9 protein-coding genes are annotated in these 15776 nt (G+C 68.6%); 3 read left to right on the forward strand and 6 right to left on the reverse strand.

The genetic code is table 11. The features are described from left to right. On the forward strand, positions 1-927 hold a 927-nt coding region (locus tag E5CHR_RS30550), incomplete at its 5' end, for a ParA family protein (protein ID WP_232062342.1). Between the two features lie 983 nt (positions 928-1910). Here the strand turns inward: E5CHR_RS30550 and E5CHR_RS32180 are convergent. From E5CHR_RS32180 to mobF, 3 genes are all read right to left on the reverse strand, one after another. Beyond that, positions 1911-2060: a hypothetical protein gene (locus tag E5CHR_RS32180; RefSeq protein ID WP_443083133.1), complete on the reverse strand. Its 150-nt coding sequence runs from the start codon at positions 2058-2060 to the stop codon at positions 1911-1913. 2599 nt (positions 2061-4659) lie between these two features. Continuing rightward, positions 4660-4800, reverse strand: coding sequence for a hypothetical protein (locus tag E5CHR_RS30560; protein WP_162583993.1), 141 nt, complete (start codon positions 4798-4800; stop codon positions 4660-4662). Positions 4801-5170: 370 nt separating this feature from the next. Continuing rightward, positions 5171-12256 (reverse strand): MobF family relaxase, encoded by a 7086-nt coding sequence (mobF, locus tag E5CHR_RS30565; protein WP_162583994.1) that lies wholly within the window; start codon positions 12254-12256, stop codon positions 5171-5173. 150 nt (positions 12257-12406) lie between these two features. On the opposite strand from mobF, the gene E5CHR_RS30570 reads away from it, so the two are divergent. After that, on the forward strand, positions 12407-12844 hold the full coding sequence (locus E5CHR_RS30570; RefSeq protein WP_162583995.1) for a hypothetical protein: 438 nt from the start codon (positions 12407-12409) through the stop codon (positions 12842-12844). 1 nt (position 12845) lies between these two features. Then, on the forward strand, positions 12846-13463 hold the full coding sequence (locus E5CHR_RS30575) for a hypothetical protein (RefSeq protein ID WP_162583996.1): 618 nt from the start codon (positions 12846-12848) through the stop codon (positions 13461-13463). 63 nt (positions 13464-13526) lie between these two features. On the opposite strand, the gene E5CHR_RS30580 is transcribed toward E5CHR_RS30575, so the two are convergent. The 3 genes from E5CHR_RS30580 to E5CHR_RS30590 are packed head-to-tail and all read right to left on the reverse strand — an operon-like array spanning position 13527 to position 15699. Beyond that, a complete protein-coding gene (locus E5CHR_RS30580; RefSeq protein WP_162583997.1) occupies positions 13527-15293 on the reverse strand; it encodes a ParB/RepB/Spo0J family partition protein in 1767 nt (588 codons plus the stop codon). Next, positions 15290-15565: a hypothetical protein gene (locus E5CHR_RS30585; RefSeq protein ID WP_162583998.1), complete on the reverse strand. Its 276-nt coding sequence runs from the start codon at positions 15563-15565 to the stop codon at positions 15290-15292. The genes E5CHR_RS30580 and E5CHR_RS30585 overlap by 4 nt, the downstream gene beginning before the upstream one ends. After that, a complete protein-coding gene (locus E5CHR_RS30590) occupies positions 15562-15699 on the reverse strand; it encodes a hypothetical protein (RefSeq protein WP_162583999.1) in 138 nt (45 codons plus the stop codon). Before E5CHR_RS30590 ends, E5CHR_RS30585 begins: the two co-directional genes overlap by 4 nt. Between the last annotated feature and the right edge of the window lie 77 nt (positions 15700-15776).

A 15776-nucleotide genomic window follows, 5' to 3' on the forward strand; every position in this document is an offset into this window, starting at 1 on the left:
ATGGATCGGACAGAGTTGAGTCGCGTCATCGCGGTGGCGAACGGCAAGGGCGGTGTGGGGAAGACGAGTCTCGCTACGACCGTGGCGGCGATGTCGGCCAATGGCGGATTTCGGGTGCTGTTGATCGACCTGGATCCGCAAGGCAACGCTGGTGAAGATCTTGGATACACCGGCGCGGGACTTTCTGACAACGGTCAGGGTCTGGTCACGGCTGTGACAACCCGTTCTGCTTTGGTGCCGACAATCGTGAACTGTCGGGAGCGACTCGATGTGATCAGTGGGGGAGAGCAGCTGGATGACTTGGCTGGTTTGCTCCTGTCACGCCATGTGCGCGGCACCAACGTTGCGGATGTCTTGGTCGAGCCGTTGACGGCGCTTCTGCAGCAAGAGGACTACGACCTGGTGGTGGTTGATTGCCCGCCAGGGGAACCGAACCTCCAACTCCTTGCCCTAGGGGTCGCTCGATGGCTCCTGATTCCTACCAGGTCGGACGCTGCTTCGCTGAAGGGGATGCAGCGGATCGTTCAGCGGCTCGTAGAGGCGCGGGACAGCAATCCTGATCTTGAGTTGCTGGGTGTTGTCTTGTTCGATGTGCCCAGTCAGGCGACTCGGGTGAAGGCTGAGATCTCGAGTCAGATCCAGTCCGCGCTGGCCGGCGCTGCACCTCTGTTCGAGAACACGATCCGCCATAGCGTTTCCGCGTCCGCGGCACGTGGTCAGGGCCAGTTGATCCACGAGTTCGCGGAGTCGGCAGATTCGGAGCCGTTCTGGCAGGCGCTGCGAGAGGGTAGGAAGCCGAAGTCTCCGGGATCAGCGCCCGCGTTGGGGAGGGACTATGCACAGTTGACGCATGAGATCTTGCTCCGGATCACGGACCTGGAAGCGGCGGACGAGCAGGAGCCGGTGGAGGTGGGTCATGGAGCCTAAGCCGATGCCGACCCCAGATTTGGCTGGGCTGCTCAGCCGTCCTCGTAAAGTCAAGCCACGCACGGAGGCTCAGCGCCCGGAACCCAAGTCTGAACAGGTGCAGTCCGCCCCGGAGCCCGTAGCCCCGACCCCATCGCCCAGTCCCGCGTCCACGCCGCCAGCGTCGACGCGGAAAGTCGTCGCAGCCCCCACTTCTGTTCCTGCGATTGTCGATTTGCCGCTCAGTACATACGGGCGAAACGTGACGCTCTACATGCCTGCAGCCGTTGACCGTGCGATGCGGGCCGCGTTGGATCAGTCCCAGATGTCTTTGACCGGCTTCATTTTGACTGCGGTGAACCGGAACCACACGAGGTTGGGGGACTGGTTGGAGTCGGATAGCTCCCAGCCGGGCGATCTCTTCAAGATCACCCAAGCTGCGACGAAGCCAGGGCCCACTGCTCGCGCAACGATACGTCTGACAGAGGAGCAGCTTTCGGCTGTTGATTCGTTGACGAAGAGGTTCGCGGTGCCCCGTACTCAGGTCCTGGTTGCTGCGATCAAAGCCGAGCTTGGATTGCCGGCGCAGTAGATGTCGGCATCGTCGGCCAACACGCACGCCTAGGTCTTCATCGAAAACCGTTGCGTTGCAATGGTTGTCGCGAAACGGCTCGCCTGGTTCGAAGTTGACTTGCGCGGCAGGCTGTTGACCGGATGGCGAGTCTCCTGCACAGGTAGGTGACAGTTCAAGTCACGCAGCCTGATCGGCCGGTATGGTCATGATGGCTTCGAACTCGACAGGGGTCAACCGGCCCAGCCGGGCCTACCTGCGACGGCGGTGATAGGTCCGCTCGATCCAGGTCACGATCGCGATCCGGAGCTCCTCACGTGCGGCCCAGGCCGTCCACCGGCACCACCAGTCTCACAGTCCCCGGACGCACCAACCCGACCCTCGAGCCGACCAGCCGTGACGAGTCAACGCTCGCAGGAACTTCCGGCTGCGACTAAGATCCCCTGTCCGAGTGGACAATGCAGCTGGCCACCGAACTACCGGCAGCCTCCCGGCAGGCGACTGGGTTGTTCAGAGCGTCGACCGCGAGCTTGGATTTCATCCGGTCCGAGATCGAGCAGCCGACGATCCGACCCGAATACACGTCTTTGGTCGCGCACAGATACAGCTTGCCTCGCGGTCTTGTGCTCGGTGATATCGGTCAACCACAGGACGTTTCGCGCCAAGGCAGTGAAATTCCGGTGGACCAGCTCGTCATGCACCGGCGGGCCGACCCTGCGGCCCTTGCCGCGGCTCTTCCTCCCGAAAGCACTCACCACTGGTTGTCGGAGCCGATCCGCCACGCGGTCCGATCGGCCATCTTCTCGCCGGCCTCCGCGGCCTGGTCGGCCAACTACCAGTGGCCGAACTCGGGGTTGTCGTGGTGGGCGTCGAACAACGCGTTCGCGCAGTGGGCTTGCAGGATCTGATGGTCGGTGACCGGCCGGCGAAGCCACCGGTAATAGGGCTGACGGGAGAGCTCCGGGACCGGCACGTCACCGCGACGGGGAAATCTGACAGTCCTTTGGAAAGGCCGCGCCTCGTTCGCGAGTGCCACGCAGGCTGGGGATTTTCAGTGAGCAGGTTTGGGGAGGTTCAGATGAGCGCCATCACTGACGGATCGTTCAGGCGGCGTTGACGATTGATCGGGCTGCTGGCATGTCGATGCGTCCCTGGCTGCTGCGTGGCATAGGTCCGTATGGGCGGTCGGTGTCGAGGGCGAGTTGGCCTGTCATGAGGTGTGCGCGGCGGCGTTTGGCTGGGTCCGACTTCTTCAGTCGCATCCAGTCCACTTCATCGCACCACCATGCCCATAGCACTTTCTCTTGCTGGTAGCGCTGGGCGCGGTCGTCGAGGGCGCCGTTGACTCCGAGGGTTCGAGCAGCGGTATCTCGTCGGTCAAGGGTTGAGCGTTGGACCCGGCCCGTCCGGTCTGTCTTGGTGAGATTGTGTTTGCGGAGCAGCGTGAGAGCTGTAGTGATGTCGCCGAGGGGGTAGTGGGTGAGTGAGACGAGTTCTGTGACGGTTTTCGGGTGGTGGTTGAGGGTTTGGTAGATGCGGCCGAGGTGGGGTCCTAGTCCTCGGGTGGTCCATAGGTCGTGGGTGAGGTCAGTCAGTCGGTGTTGGAGTGTCGTGAGCCATGTGTCACGGAGCGTGGTTGGAGGTGGGGAGGGTTCGGGGGCGGCTTCGCCTTGTGACCGGGTGTTTGAGTGAGCATGTGGATAGCGGTCGATAGTGGGGTGTTGGAGGGTCCAGTGATGGGCTCGGCGGCCAGTGGCGGGAGTGCCGAGCGTGATGCGGCCTTCGCTGGCGAGTTCGTGGAGTCGTAGGCGTGTGGTCTCTCGACCGAGGCCGGTCATGAGGGCGAGGCGCCTGATGTCGGCTTCGATGGTGGGGGTGACTGCAGTTGCTGCCAGGACGCAGAGGGCGTCGAGGACCCGGCGTGCGCTGGGTCCTGTGGCGATTGCCCAGCGGCCCGGGGAGGCGTCCGCTGAGGTTTGAACGGCGTCGATGAGTTCGCCGATCTGGGTCGCTCGGGGGGGCCAGGTGGGGTCGGTGGTGACGGGTGGAGCCGGTGGGTTGTCAGCGGCCCAGCGGACGGCTGACGCCCATTTTCGTGCGACTAGTGCTGTGAGTTCGTGGGGGCTGCGGCGGGTTCTGGGTCGACCGGCTGGTTGGTGTCGGGTGCGTGCATGTTCGAGCCCCGGCGCGGTCGTGATGAGGGCTTCGATGTCCGCACGATGCCAGCGAGCTCGGGCTGCGCCGATGAGGATGCGTCGTAGTGACACGGAGGGGTCTGTGGGAGGGGTGGCGAGCTCGGTGGTGATGCCGGGGGACAGGGTGCGTCGGCGTCCGGGCAGGTGTGGTGCTCCGGCGGCGTCGAGGAGAACGGGGACGGTGCCAGCGGGCAGGTTTTCGCGCTGGTCATGCTGGGTGCCGTCGGTGGTGACAGCTGAGTGGATGAGTTCGTGGAGTGCGTTGAACTGGACCGCGGATACCGCTGGGCGCAGTGTGTCGCCGCCGGTTGGGCCGGACAGGATCGTGGATCGACCGCCGTGACGATGAGGGGACATCGGTGGGCGGAGACATCCGGTAGCGGCGTTGGTAAGCGGGGAGATGTCCAGGGTTGGTAGAGCCAGTCGAGCATCGATGGCGAGGGCTCTGACGTGGGGCGCAGGGATTGGGTCGATCATGGAGAGCCAAATGTGCCGGCCACCGGACGGGCCGGAGCTGCACACGGTGTATTCGATGCCCAGGTCGTCGAGCCATTGAGCCAGGACCGTTAGATCAGCGTCGACGTCTCCGCGGGCAGTGTCGAGGTCAAACCCGATGAAGTGGTAACGCCAGGTTCGGTCATCGGTCAGGTACATCGCCCATGGCGAGGCGGGCACAGGGCCGTCGATGTTGGCAAAGGCCGGGTACAGGTTGAGGGCCTTACCGGCAGCGTCAACTGCCGCAACCCGCACGTCTTCGCGTGGGGAGATTCTGCCAACTATCGCCCATTCGGGCGGATTAGCGTGTCTGGGTAGACCAGAGTCGGGGTAGCCGGTATCGTCAGGCATGTCAGGCAGACATGACCTTTCTTAGGTCCGAGTCCGCAGCGCCAACTGCTGACTCATCTTCTTCGCGAGACCCCGCCCTGCAAGGCGGGGTCTTTCGCGTTATGAATTTGTGCTCATCCCCAGGCCAGACGGCCCGAGAGTTTACGCAGTCTTATTCAGCGGCAGCTCCTCCTGGTTCACTGGCTTGGGATGTGGTGCATGCTCGGGCATGCCCACTGCCTCCGCGGCCAGCATCGCCAAGAACTCGGAGTAGCTCAGACCGAGCGCTTCCGCGGCCTCCATCACCGCTTCGGCGACCGGAACTGGGATGCGTGTAGCGAAGAGGTGACGGTCCCCCTTGCTGGGGCGACCACCTGAACCGGGCCGCCGGCGAGTTCCGTTCATAAGTCCGAATCCAAGCAGGGACAAGTTACTGATACGGGCTGACACGCCGGGCAAGGTCGAAGTTTCTGTAACAGACACGGTGACACGGCTGGTGTTGATTGCTAGGGCTGCATCACGGCCGCGGACGCGCCCCCGGCTCCTGCGATGCTCGGCTCAGCTAGCCAACTGACAGCCCTGCAGCCACTGGCTGGGGCGGTGACCTGACCCGGCGTGCCGGTCGAGGTGTTCAACAGCCGTATTCAGGAATCTTCGGTCCTCGACACCCGAGCTACCTCTCGAAGTCGTTCGGGCTCGCATCGCCATATAGGTCAGGGGTGTCGTAGCCGAGCTCCTGGTCAACCAGCTGCTGGTTCCACTCGTCCTGGCCAGGGATCTCCAGATCGTCGTCGTCGGGGGTGACCTGGTGCTGTGTCGCGGCGGCCTCTGCCGCGGCCTGCTCTGCAGCTTGTTCGGCGAGCCGTTGGACGTGCGCTTGCTGTCGAGCCGTGTCGGCCTGCTGGTCGGGCTGTTCGCGGCGTAGCTGCTGTTCGCGTTGGAGCTCCTGCAGCTGCTCGCGCAGGGCGCTCTCCTGCTGCCGCAGCTCGGCAGCGGCCCGGTGAGCGGCGTCGGCGGCCGCCGCGTCCTGCTGCGCTGCGCCGGCCTCGTAGGCGGCCCGGTCCTGGAGAACCTGCGCCGATTCCTGCTGTTGCTGCGGTGACCCGGCCTGCGTCTGCAGGTTGGTCGCGGCAGTGGCGTGCTCCAGCATCCGGGCGCGGTGGGTGTCCCGTTCCTGGGTCAGCTGGGCCACCTGCGTGGTCAGGTCCTCACGGCGGCGGCCGGCGAATCTGCCCAGCCCGGACAGGTCGTCCTGCGCCTGGCCGAGCCGTTCCGCGGTACTGATGGCCTGGGCCCGTTCGGACCGGGCGGCGGTCTGCAGCTCCCGCATCTGCGCGGCCGCGTCCAGCCGTTGTTGGTGAAGGGCCAGTCCTTGCTCCACGGCGACCTGTGCCGGTCCGCGGCCGGACAGCACCGCAGCCCCGAGGTCGTCGGCGTGACGGGCGGCCGCCTGCAGCTGGGCAGTGACCTGGGCCAGGTCGTAGGTCTGCTGGGCGATGCGTTCGGTTAGTGCAGCGTCCGGAGTCTGCTGGTGAGGGCGCGGCGCCTCGTCGGCGACGGCGAGGTCCTTCACCTGCTGCTGCGGGTCACCGACCTGGTCGACCACAGCGACCGGCGGCTGCTCGACGACCGCCACGTCCTGAACCGCCGCGAGCTCGTCGACGACAGCGAGGTCCTCGGTGAAGGCCTGCAGATCCGACACGTCTTCCTGCAGGTCGACGGACTGCTCCTCGTCGACCACGGCGGCCGCCGGCTGCTCCACGACCGACAGGTCCTCCGCCACCAGCTCACCGACGGCCGCTGGCAGCTCGACGACAGCGAGGTCCTCGGTGAAGGCCTGCAGATCCGACACCTCTTCCTGCAGGTCGACGGGCTGCTCCTGGTCGACCACGACGGCCGCCGGCTGCTCCACGACCGACAGGTCCTCCGCAGCCACCAGCGCGTCGGCGACGGCAGGTTCTGGCGCCGGCTCCTGCCGGGCGGCGGGCTGTTCCTGGTCGATGACCGGGGCCGAGGCGGTCGCGGTGGTCTGTTGGGTGGCGGTGTCGGCGACGGTGAGCATGGCGCCGGGTCGGGTGGGCAGCGCGGGAAGTCCGAGGCCTCCACCGGTGTCGGGCCCTGTCGTCGGGACCGGGGCGATCGGCAGGTGCTTGGTGACTTCGTCGTGGACGGCGAAGGCGTCGAGGGTCTGCCCGTCGACGGCGCGTTCCCGCAGGGACTGGTCGAGTTCGGAGACCATCGCGCCGCGGTACTGCCGGTCGAGCTGGGCGACGGCCGGGGCGACGGTGGCCAGCAGGGCCCGCTGCGCGGTCTGGTCGAGGTCGGTGCCGGCGGCGGCGATGTGGTTGCGGACCACTGCGGCGGCCAGGGGCTGCGCGCTGTTCAGTGCGTCGCGGACGGCCTGCGGGCCGTGGTCTTCGAGCAGCTGGGAGGCGTCCTTGCCGGCTTGCCACACGATCGCCTGGGCGTCGTTGATGTCGAGGTCGGTGAGCAGGGCGTGGGCGCTGTTGGTGGCGGCTCGGCCGGCCCGGTCACCGTCGAACGCCAGGGTCAGAGAATGACCACGGCCGAGAGCACCGGCGCTCTGTAGCACTCGCATGTGATCCATGGTCAAAGCGGTGCCGTTGGTGGCGACGGCCACCGCGGCGCCGGCGGCCGCCGTGGTGATCGCCGCGGCGTCCATGGGGCCTTCAACGATGACGACCGGGGCGCCGGCACGGATCGCGGCGACGGTGTCGGGGTTGAGCCCGTACAGGTTCGAGCTCTTCTTGTAGAGCTCGGTGGTGGGGGAGTTGACGTACTTGGGGTTGCGGTCGTCGACGTCGGTCGGGGCCTTGCGGCCGATGAAGCCGGCCACGATTCCGTCGGGGTTGGTCAGGGGCAGGATCGCGCGGCCATGGAAGACGTCGTTGACGCGGCCCTTGCTGTTGATCCGGATCAGGCCGGCGGCGAGCAGTTCGGGTTCGGTGTAGCCGAGCGCGGTCAGGTGCTGGAAGGTGCGAGTCCAGCCGGGCGGGGCAAACGCGAAGTCGGCGGGGTCCAGGCCACGGCCGGCGATGTAGGCGGGCACCCAGGACTGCGGGGTGAGTGTCCTCCACCAGGCGTGCGCGTCGGCGATCGCCGCCCGGGCGCGGGCCAGCGCCGCCTGGTGCTCGGCCTCGGCCAGCGCGGGAACCGGCGCAGTCTCGGGGTCGGCGGGCTGCAGCTCGGGGTCGGCCGGCTCGATCGGCTCGACGACCGCGGCGGGCTGCAGCTCGGGGGCGGGGAGTGCGGCGAGGTCGGCCGGGTCCGGGTTCCATTCCAGGTCGTAGGGGTCGATCGGGGCGTCGACCGGATCCAGGTCGAAATCGTCAAGGTCCAGCGGCGGGACCTCGGACAGGTCGGCGGGCGGGGCGAACCGTTCCGGGTCGAACGGATCGGTGCTGTCGCCTGGGCCGACCAGGTCGGGGGCCTGCACGCTCGGGTCGGTGGCGCGGGCGAGGTGTTCGTTCAGCAGATCCCAGGCGTCGGCCGGCGCCTGCAGGTCGTGCTGCTCGGGATCCGGGACCGGGTGCTCGTCGTCGAACGGCTCGGGGTCGGTGAGGGTGGTCAGGTTCCACAGCAGCACGGTGGCACGCTCCTGCGCCGGGACGGTGGCGAGCTGGGTGTGCAGCATCCGGGCGGCGGTTTCAAGCATCACGGCCGGGGCCGTGGTGTCGACGGTGGCGGGTTCGGTGCGGGCGTAGGCGTCCATGCGGCCGACAACGGCGGTCCACATGCGGTCACCGATCAGCTTCTCGGTGGCGTCGTGGCCCAGCACGCCCTGCAGGTTCGTGACCCACTGCGGCCGCAGCTGGTGACCGCCGGTCGGTGCCGCGGTGAGCGAACCGAGGTGTTCGGTCAGCCGCCACATCAGGGCGCCGGCAGCACCTTCGGCGGGCAGCGGCGCCCGGTCGTTGACGGCCTGGTCGACGAGCCGAGCCACGGGCAGGCCCGCGGCGTCGGCGCGGGACAACCTCCGCGCGAGCTCCGGCCAGCTCTCGTCGCGGGTGACGATCGCGGCGAGGGCGGGGGAGTGCGCTTCGAGCATCGCCCCCCACCGGCCGGCTCCGTGCGCGGGATCGCCGACGGCCGCGACGGCCCGGCGGGTCAGTTCCTGGTGCAGCACACCGTGGGCGATGGTGCGCGGCTTCTCACCAGCCGGCCGCCGATCGGTGTCCGGCACCGACTGCGCGGCCCGCCACACCGCCAGATCAACGACCAGGCCAGGGTTGGCCAGAACGTAAGGCTGCGCCCAGACCGGGGAGGTCTCCACTGTCCACGCGGCAGCAGACTCGCGGACCTGGCTGGCAAACGCCGCCACCCGCTCAGCGCTCGCCCGCAAGTACGGACCCCACTCCGCGTGCTCGGCCAACGCGGCAGGGACAGCGGGAATCCACGCCAGGGGTCCGGGATCCTGGGAGTGGTTGCCGGTGCGGTCCATCCGCCAGTCCAGGACCGCGGCGATGTCGCGGGCAGTGTCGAGCTCGCGGACATCGATCGCCTTCTGCAGCCGGTCAATGGCCTGCCCGCCCTGCAGCTCGATCATCGCCAGATGGGCGTGCAGGGTGTCCCACGCCGGCGCATGCCGCAGCCCGGGCAGGATCTGCACCGCGGCCGCCTCGAGCTGCCGCATCCGCTCCGCGCCCAGCAGCGCGCCGGCGCCGGCGAGGATGGAGTGGGTGTAGGCGTCGGTGACCGGTCCCAGCCGCAGCGCCGGGTCGCCTGCCTGCTCGATCTGGGTGGTGACCGACAGCGGGGTGCCGTCCCGGGACACCGTGGCGTTGAAGATCTCCACCGCAGTCGGCGGCAGCACAGCGCCCGGGGTAACGACGTCGTGGGCGTCACCGGTGCCCGGGGTGACGATGTGGACATGGGTGCCGTCGGTCGCCCTGGTCATGTTCACGTAGAGGTCGTTGCGGGTCTTCCCTTCGGTGAGGATGACGTGCGCGGTGCCCCGCCGGCGGCCGCGGCTGCCGACGGTCATGCCCTGCACGGAGGCCTCGGTGTAGGCGTAGCCGAGCCGGACCATGCCCTCGGCCACGTACCAGGCCGGCAGGGTGCGGACCAGGTTCCGGCCGAGCAGCCGCACCCGCAACGACCCGTCGGCGCGGACCTCTTCAACATTCCACCGGTAGTTGTTGCGGACGAAGTCGGTCGACCCGAGCGACAGGGTCCGCTTGTTCTTCTTGGTGACGATGGTGTCGCCGGCGGACACCAGCTCCCCGGTTCTGGGGATCTCGATCGACGCCCCGGTCAGCTGGCCGGTGGCGAGTTTGTGGGCTCTCACCTTGGCGTTGAGTTCGGCGACCAGGTCCCACGTCGGGGCGATCATGATCGAGTCGGCGCCGGCGTCGACGTCGGCCTGCCACGCGTCGTAGACCTGGTCGACGACGGTGCCGGAGGTGGCCGCGTGCAGGTAGCCGCGGTCGGTGTAGAAGCCGGTGACTGAGTTGTCCCCGGTCCGCAGGGCCAGCGATGCGGCCGCCACCTGGGGGTCGGTGAACCGCATGACCTCGGTGAGGGTCAGGGCGCCGTGTTCGGCTTCGATGTTGCGCAGGATCCCGCCGGCGCCGCCCGCGGCGCGCTGCTGATCGTCGCCGACCAGAACGACCCGGCCGCCCTGAGCGACCACGAACCGGATCGCCGCGTCCAGCTTCGGAGTGGACGCGATGCCGGCCTCGTCGACGATGACGATGGAGTGCCGGCCGATCTCCCGGTACCAGCGGTCCGGGTCGGCGCCGGGCCCACCGGACAGGTCGTAGACCAGCTTGTCGAGGGTGTCTCCCTGGACTCCTTCGATGGCCGCGGACAGCTCCTGTGCGGCCGCGGCGGTCGGGGCCAGACCGATCACGTTCATGCCGGTGGACTGGGCCGCTGCGGCCAGGACACCCATGACGGTGGTCTTGCCGGTACCGGCCGGTGCCATCGCCAGCTGCACCCGCCGGGAGTTGGTGGCCAGCTCCTTCACCATCAACGCCTGGGACGTGTTGAGGGTCCGGCCGTCGTTGTTCGCCGACCATTCCAGGGCGGCGACCTCGACGTCCATGGCGGTGACGACGGGGCCACCGACAGCGGCCGCAGCGGCCAGGATCCGGTGCTCGGCCGCCAGGATCGCGGGGGAGGTGTAGAGCTGGTTGCCGACCATCCGGAACTTCGATTCACCGGTGGAGCGGGTCAGCTCGTCCGGCTCAGGGACGTCCAGGTCGCTGTCCATGCCGATCGGGATGCAGTGCTCCAGGGACGCTGCCTGCGCGGTCACCCGGGCCGCGACGGTCTCGTACTCGGCCGGGTCAATGTCGGAGTAACGGGCCTGCCGAAGGGCCTCGGCGTGCAGGTTGTGCTCTCGCCACTGAGCCCTGGTCTCCGCCACCACCCGGACCACTTCGGCTGCGAGCTCGCCGATCAGCACCCGATCCACCGGCAGGTAGTCGGGGGCCTGCGTGGTCTGGATCGCGGCCTGCACCATCTGCTCGACTGCGCCAGGGCTGCCCAAGGTGGCGGCGGCTTCGGTTGCCCACTGCTGCCGCTGCTGCTCCAGCGAACGGGGTTCGTGCTTGGCCTGCCGCGTCGACAGGTTGGCCTCCTGGGCCAGCGCGACCCGCTCGATCGCGGTCGGGGTGCGGCCGTGATCGGCGACGAACTGGGACTGCAGCCGGGACAGCTCGGCGTCGATCATCCGCCGGCGGGACGACCACACCGAGTTCAGCTTGCCGATCACTCCGACCAGCTCCCGGACCGGTCGACGCCCGGGGACACCGTCGGCGCGAGCCTCGAAACGGCCCCCAACCCGCTGCGTGATCTCCTGTTCTAGAACAGTGTTGTACATCTCGGAGGCGGCCACGGCGAGGCGGTGAATCATCCGGCCGTCCAGGGCCAGCCACTTGCCGGACTCGGCGGCCTGGACCTTGTTCGACACCGCGACGTGGGTGTGGATGTCGGGGTCACCGGCTCGGGAATCGCGGTGCTTGAACACGGCGGCGACCAGCCCGACGGCCTCGACCTGGGCGACACCGCGGGCACCTTCCCGGGTGTAGCCGGCCTCGGTCTGCAGCCACGTCATGGTGCGTTCGACGGCGGCGTCGTGCGCTGCTTCGATTTTGCGGGCCGTGTCGATCGGTGCCACGGCCCACAACGTGGAGACGGATTTGACGGGGGAGAAGGTCAGATCGAACCCGGCAACAGCGGCCGTCTGGGCCTTGCTCTGCTGAGCGACGAACCCTGACAGCTCTTGCTCATTGGCCGGCACTCGACCGTTGATCTCGGCGAACATCTCGTTGGCCAGCTCGGTCCGCAGCTGCTGCCGAACGGACTCCGGGACGGTCTTGTTGCCGGGGTTGGCGAGCTGCCAGTTGACGTAGGAGTCGGTGAGCCGGGTCTTCCAGTCGCTGGTTTCGGCGCGGATCGAGAACTTCCGGCCGAGGCGGATCGCGTTGTCGATCGCCTTCGTGCGGTCCTTCTTGTTGGTGCCGGCTGGGAGGCCGGCGATGACCCGGCCCATGATCTCGTCGGCGTCCGGGTGGACCCCTTCGCCGAACAGAGCTTTCATCTGGGCCTCGGTGACGACCCCGGAAACGCCCAGGCTGTTCAGGCCGGCGCCCCACCATTCACCAGGGGATTCACCCTTCGCCGAGTAGTAGGACTCAAGGCTGCCGCGGCCGCGCTCAGTGGCATCCTGCGCCGCGACCTGGCGAATCAGGTACAGGTACCCGTCGCCGGCCGTGAGCTTGTGCAGGGACATCACAGGCGTCAGAGTAGCGGGCGGGTCCATAGTGCAAGAGGTGTGAGGCGCTGTAGGGTGTCTGGTGGGCATTCGGTGCGCCGAATCGGGTGGTGACGAATCGAATAGTTGAGAGATCAACAACAGGATCGAAACCGAAGGAGCAGGCTGATGGGCAAGGCGAGCAACGAGAGCGTGACGGCGAGGCAGCGGGCGCGGGAGAAGTTGGCGGCGCTGAACGCTGATCGGGTGGCGAAGGACAAGCGGATCGAGGACGCGACGACCGATGTGTTGGCCGCGCTCGACCGGCAGGCCGAAGCCGACGACGCGCACGCCTCAGCGGTCGCGGCAGCGCGGGCGACGTTCGACGCCGCGGTGGCGAAAGCGGACGCGGCCCGTGACCGCACCCGGGCCGGTCACGACGGGGCAGTGACCGCGGCGGTCGCGGCGCTGCGGGCGGATGGGGTGAGCGTGGCGGACATCGCGGACCTGACCGGGCTGGCCCGGGCCGACGTGACCCGGCGCGGCACACCCGCAACCACGGCACCAGCGGCCACGGCGGAGACTCAGCCTGCGGTCGCTGAGGGTGCGGCGTCGACGGCGGCGTGAGGTGAGCAAGTCGCGGGGGTTGTCACTGGCGATGACGCAGGCGGATTTCATCCGCTGGCGTCAGGCGGTGGTGCCCACCGCGACCTGTCACATCTGGACCGGCGCGGTCGGCTCCAACGGCTACGGCACCCTGCGGCTGGGGGACCGGGTGGTGCGGGCGCATCAGATCGCGGCCCGGTTGCGGTTCGGTCCGGTGCCGCTCGGTGCAACTTTGATGCATGACTGCGAGGTCCGGTTGTGCTGCTCCGGCGAGCCGGGACATGTCCGGATCGCCAGCCAAGGGGAGAACGTTCGGCAGGCGGTCGCTCGCGGCCGGTCGGCCGGTCCTCGGCCCGGTCTGGTGGATTTGCGGGGTGCGCGGGGCGCGTCGGTGGCGGTGCGTGACGCGATCCTCGCCGGGGTCGCGTCCGGGATGGACCGGGCAGCGTTGGCAGTGGTCCTGGCCGAGACTGTCGCGGCGGGTGATCCGCACGGCGGCGGTGCGGCGTTGTTCGACCGGCCGCAGCGGACCGCGCCGTCCGGGTGGGCTGAGGTCGACGACAGTCCGGTGGATCTGCTGGACCCTCGGGCGGTGGCTCCGGTCCGTTCGGGCCCGGTGGAGTCCATGCCGTTGTTCTGAGCCTCAGACACAGCGATGCCCCTGCACTGGCGGTCAGTGCAGGGGCATCGCTGTGCCTGGGGGTCAGGCTGTCTCGGTGCTCTGGTCGATCACCTCCGCAGTGTCGTCGCCGGCATCGGCCAGCCCGGTCGGGTCGGCGTGCTCCATGTCGCCGGCCAACTCGGTGCCGGCCGACTCGTCGTCACCTTCGCCGGCCGACTCGTCCAGGTCGGCAAGGACATCGATCAGCGGGGCGGGCGGGTAGGCGTTGGTGACGGCCAACTGTTCCGGTTCGGACAGCACGTAGCCCAGGTCCTGCAGATGACGCAGGTAGTCGGCGCGGCCGGTGTCCCGCTCGCGGTGCAGGTCCTTGCCGGTGGTGGCTTCGTAGGCGGCGGCGACGTGCGCCCAAAGGATCGGGCCGTGCATTGCCGGTCCGGCCTTCTGCGCGGTCGCGGCGTCATCGATCAGGTTGCCGTAGGTGGACGTGACGGCCAGAGTGCCCAGGATTGTCGCGAGCGGGCCGTCACCGGTCCAGTGCCGGTGCGGGCTGCGGCACCCGATGATCTGCGCGGTGGCCCACGCGGTCATGGCCTTGTGGTGCTTCCTGGCCGACATGAGGGTGTGCAGGAACTCGACGCGGACCCCGGCTGCCGTCTCGCCCATCTTGTTGAGCCGGATCAACTCGCGGCGCTCGTGCCGTTTGGTCTCGGCGGCGGCTTCGGCTGCTTCGGCCCGTGCGGCGTCCTCGGCCTCGATCCGGGCGGTGTAGTCGTCTTCGGATTCGTCGGGTCGGGGGGCGGTGGGGGCGTCGGCACGGGGGATGAGTCGGCGGTCGTACCGGGACAGGTGTCCGTTGTTGGCGGGGTCGAGGCAGAACGTGGTGATGTCGGCCTCGGCGGTCCGGGTCTCGTGGCCGTCGGCGTCCTGGTCGTAGTTCAGTTCACCGGTGATGTGCACGGCGTGAGCGGGGCACGTCTGGTGCTGGTCGGGATCGATGGGCTCGCCCGTCTGCTCGTCCACCAGGTCGGGCAGGGAGTAGCGCCACCCGGGGAAAGTCTCGACCACGGTGACCCCGGCGGCGTCGAACGGGGCGCGGGCCTCGGCGACGGCGGCGGCACACAGCGCGGCGTCGGCGCGTTCCTGGCGGTGGTAGGCCAGCAGGTGGTCCCAATCGCCACGGCGGGCGGCGCGCATCAACTCCTGCGTGGCGTTCGGGTCGTCCTCGAACTCGGCCAGACCGGCGAGCTGTTCGAGCGTCAGGTCGTACTGCTCGGCGGCGTCGACCATTGCGGGTCGCATCGCGGCGACGGTGGCGGCGTTCTGCACGTCCTGGCGGGTGCGGCCGAGCGCTTTGCCGACCTTGGTCGCGGACAGGCCCAGATCGAGGGCGCGTTGAATGCCGGTGACTTCCTGGCGGCGGGTGAGTCGCTGCCCGGTGGTGCCGGTGACCAGCATCGTGCGGACGACGGTTTTGGCGTCGGCCAGGTCGTCGCGAACCTCGCAGCGCAGCGGCAGACCGGCGCGGGCAGCGGCGACCTGGCGTCGGTTCCCGTCGACGGCAACGTGGGTGATGGTGTCGGGGAACCCGTGGCCCTTCACCTGGGCGACGGGCACCACCAGGACCGGGCTGATGATGCCGACCTCGGCCACCGACGCGGTCAGGGCCCGCATGTCGGGGCTGTCGGGGTCGATGTCGTCACGGACATTGTCGGGGTGCTGCGCCACCTGGGCGGGATCCAACTCGACCAGCACACCGACCGGCGTCGGCTCCGGACGGTCCTGACCCTCGGTCTGCGGCTCGGGCTGGGGTTGGGGCTGGGTGGGGAAGTCGATCACGGCGGCGCTCATCGGTGGTTCTCCTTCGAATCAGTGTCGGTGGGGTCGGGGGTGCGGGCCAACAGTTCGGCGGCGTACTCGGCCAGGTCGTCGGTGCGGCCTGCGGGGAACGGGCGGGCCAGGGCGACAAGGTTGGCGATCTGGTCGGCGACGGCCTCGTCCCAGGTAGGGGAAGCGGCCAGGAACAGGGCGACGTTGTCCAGGGTGCGGCGGTCCAGTTCGGCCGGGGTGAGCGTCGACGGCTGCAGGTGCGGGGCTGCGGCGGGGAACGGCAGGACGGTCATGCGAACACCACGGCCAAGACCGGGGCGCCGAGCATCAGGCCGGTGGTGATGAGCAGCAGGGCGGCGGCGATGACAGGGTGTCGGTCGAATGCGGTCATAGCCTGGTCGATCACGGCGTGCGGGTGCGGGTTCACGGTGAGACTCCTTCGGCTCTGGTGGTCTTAGGTGGTGGGGCTGGCTGGTGGCCGGGGGCGTTGTCCCGGCCACCAGC

Source organism: Variovorax sp. PBS-H4 (genome assembly GCF_901827205.1).
Classification (GTDB): Bacteria; Pseudomonadota; Gammaproteobacteria; order Burkholderiales; family Burkholderiaceae_C; genus Variovorax.